Raw genomic sequence first — 2,633 nt, forward strand, 5'->3', positions numbered from 1 at the left:
GGGCATAGCAAAACCTCCTCGTGTAGTTCTATTATCCTACACGGGGAGGTTTTTTGTCTATTGTCTACTTTTTACGGACCTGTTCATGCATGAGCCTTCAGGCTGTTTTGTTATTCTTCGTTGAAGTTTCCATGACTTGTCTTTCCTCGGCGATGAGAAAAAAGCACCGTATAGACCCTGCGACTCTCTGACAGAAAACCTGTATTTTTGGTAAGACTAGAAAATTGATGGTAAAGTGGTGCCTACGGCCGGGAAAATCAGCCTGAATCATCGGTTAGCAGCTTTTCCAATTTTTATGTGCTTATTGCCGAATTATAATAGTAAATAAAGTAAGAACAACATCTGATTTTGGTACTTTTTCAGCGGAATGAGATTGATACAAAATAAATCAAGTTATTGACGTTGTAACATTAAATTTGTTGGATAAAGGTTAGAGGTATGGTTGTAAAAGAACAAAAGGTCTTGATTCGCATAGTCTGAAAAAAGGATGCCATAGAATATAGGGATAAAAAGGTGACGTAATTAACGAAAATAATAAATACAAAAAAAGACAGAATAGTAAGAGAATAATACGATGACATGAATAAATATAAAAAGTAATAGATGAGAACGTCTATTTGCTGGCTTTGTGAAGAATGACAAAAATGAACGATGGAACACATTTTTTGGGAACTTTTGTTGAAGCGACCGCTGGATCGCGGTATAATTAACTTAATCACATTTTTTTGCTTTTGTGCGATATAAAGTTAAAAAAATGTCTGAAGTTTTGTGTGATTGCCTGGTAACAATTGAAACATCCACTTATTATATTATATTGCTATTGGTAGAAGAGAAGAATGATAATGATTTCGTGCGTACATTCCAGCAAAGACGTACCGAACCAAAAAAGGTTGTGCTGTCTGCAGGGTGGAAAAATTCGGCACTTGCACAAAAGGGACAGACAGGGTTGATGCCGTTCTAGGAAGAAAAGTAGGAGGGAGCAATAATATTGGGAAAGCTTATGTCAACAAGAGAAAAGCTGCAGTATGCGCTGACCTTTATCACCGACCTGATCAGCCTGGGATGCAGCGTTTTTCTTTCCCTGCTGATTTTTGATAGGGTCCTGCACCTGGTGCCGGACTTTGTCCATATGGACAAAATTCATTTTTACGGAATGCTTCTTCTGGCCTTTGTCATTACCTTTCTCGGCTTTGACCAGACGGAAAACATCATTCGCCGCAAATGGATGGCAGAACTCAAGATTGTTGTGCTGTTCAACGTCATCATGCTGGCAGCCTTTACAGCGCTGCTGGTTCTTACCAAGGCGGCCATGGCGGATTCCCGGTATCTGATCCTGAGCATCTTTATCAGCAACATGGTGGTTATGCTCCTGCTGCATCAGTATCTGAAACAGCACCTAAACCGCTCAAAGGTCATGCACAACTTGGCCACCCTGGTAGGAGTCGTAACCACCACGGACCGGGTGGAAGCGCTGCTGCGGGAACTGGGCCGGGACTGGACCAAGTCTGTCCGGGGCATTGCACTGCTGGACGGCGGCAAGGATCGCGTCGGGACCAAGATTCACGGCATTCCGGTCAAGGTGGCCGGACTCGATTTCGTGGACTGGGTCCGGCATGACTCTCTGGACGAAGTGTATATCAATATCCCATACGATACCGGAACATCCCTTCTTCCGTATCTGGCGGAACTGGAAAGCATGGGCGTTACCATCCATCTGAATGTACCTCTCATCGAAAAGCTTCACGACAAGGAAAACCAGGCGGAGGCCGCCTGGTACCCACACCCGGCCAAGAGCATTGAGGAGTGCGGCGACTGGTCGCTGATCACTTTGAAGGCAACGCAGCGGAGCTTCAGCGATACCATCCTCAAACGGTGCATGGACATTGCGGGCAGCCTGGTGGGACTGGTCATTTCGGTGCCCATCATCGCCATCACGGCCATCCCACTGAAACTGGAATCCTCCGGTCCGCTCTTCTTCAAACAAAAGCGGGTGGGCCTCAACGGACGCGTGTTCAACATTTATAAGTTGCGCAGCATGTACGCAGACGCTGAAAAGCGAAAGCAGGAACTCGTGTCAAAAAATGAGATGAACGGCTTGATGTTCAAGATGACCGAAGACCCTCGTATCACCAAGGTGGGCAAGTTCATCCGCAAAACCTCCATCGACGAACTTCCGCAGTTCTACAATGTCCTGAAAGGGGAGATGAGTCTGGTGGGCACCCGCCCTCCCACACTGGATGAATACAACCAGTATGAGAGCCACCACAAGCGCCGCCTTTCCATGAAGCCCGGCATTACCGGCATGTGGCAGGTAAGCGGCCGCAGCAACATCGAAGACTTTGAGGATGTGGTCAAGCTGGATGTGGCCTACATAGATAACTGGAGCATCTGGCTGGATATCAAGATTCTGCTTAAGACGGTTCTGGTGGTGTTCGGTCATGTTGGTGCGAAATGAAGATTCCTTCAACCATCGCAAGGAAAATAAAATATGAAGTATGCGGATAGTTTTTACTCCGGCAGGAACAAGACGGTTCCTGCCGGACTTTTTATGGCGCCGAATAGGCATGATAAAATCCCCCAGTTCAACTGGGGGTGGATAAAAAATACTTTAGTGAAGAGAAAGAACCTCCTGT

Annotated in this window: 1 protein-coding gene; it reads left to right on the top strand. The window is 46.1% G+C overall.

Features of this window, described 5'->3' with window-relative positions:
• The first annotated feature begins 1,000 nt into the window (after positions 1-1,000).
• The gene (locus H6B15_RS15170; RefSeq protein WP_204648842.1) at positions 1,001-2,455 is read left to right on the top strand and encodes a sugar transferase; all 1,455 of its coding nucleotides are present in this window, start codon (positions 1,001-1,003) and stop codon (positions 2,453-2,455) included.
• Positions 2,456-2,633 lie beyond the last annotated feature (178 nt).

The sequence above is a fragment of the Gemmiger formicilis genome, from assembly GCF_016900095.1.
GTDB classification, from domain to species: Bacteria; Bacillota; Clostridia; order Oscillospirales; family Ruminococcaceae; genus Gemmiger; species Gemmiger formicilis_A.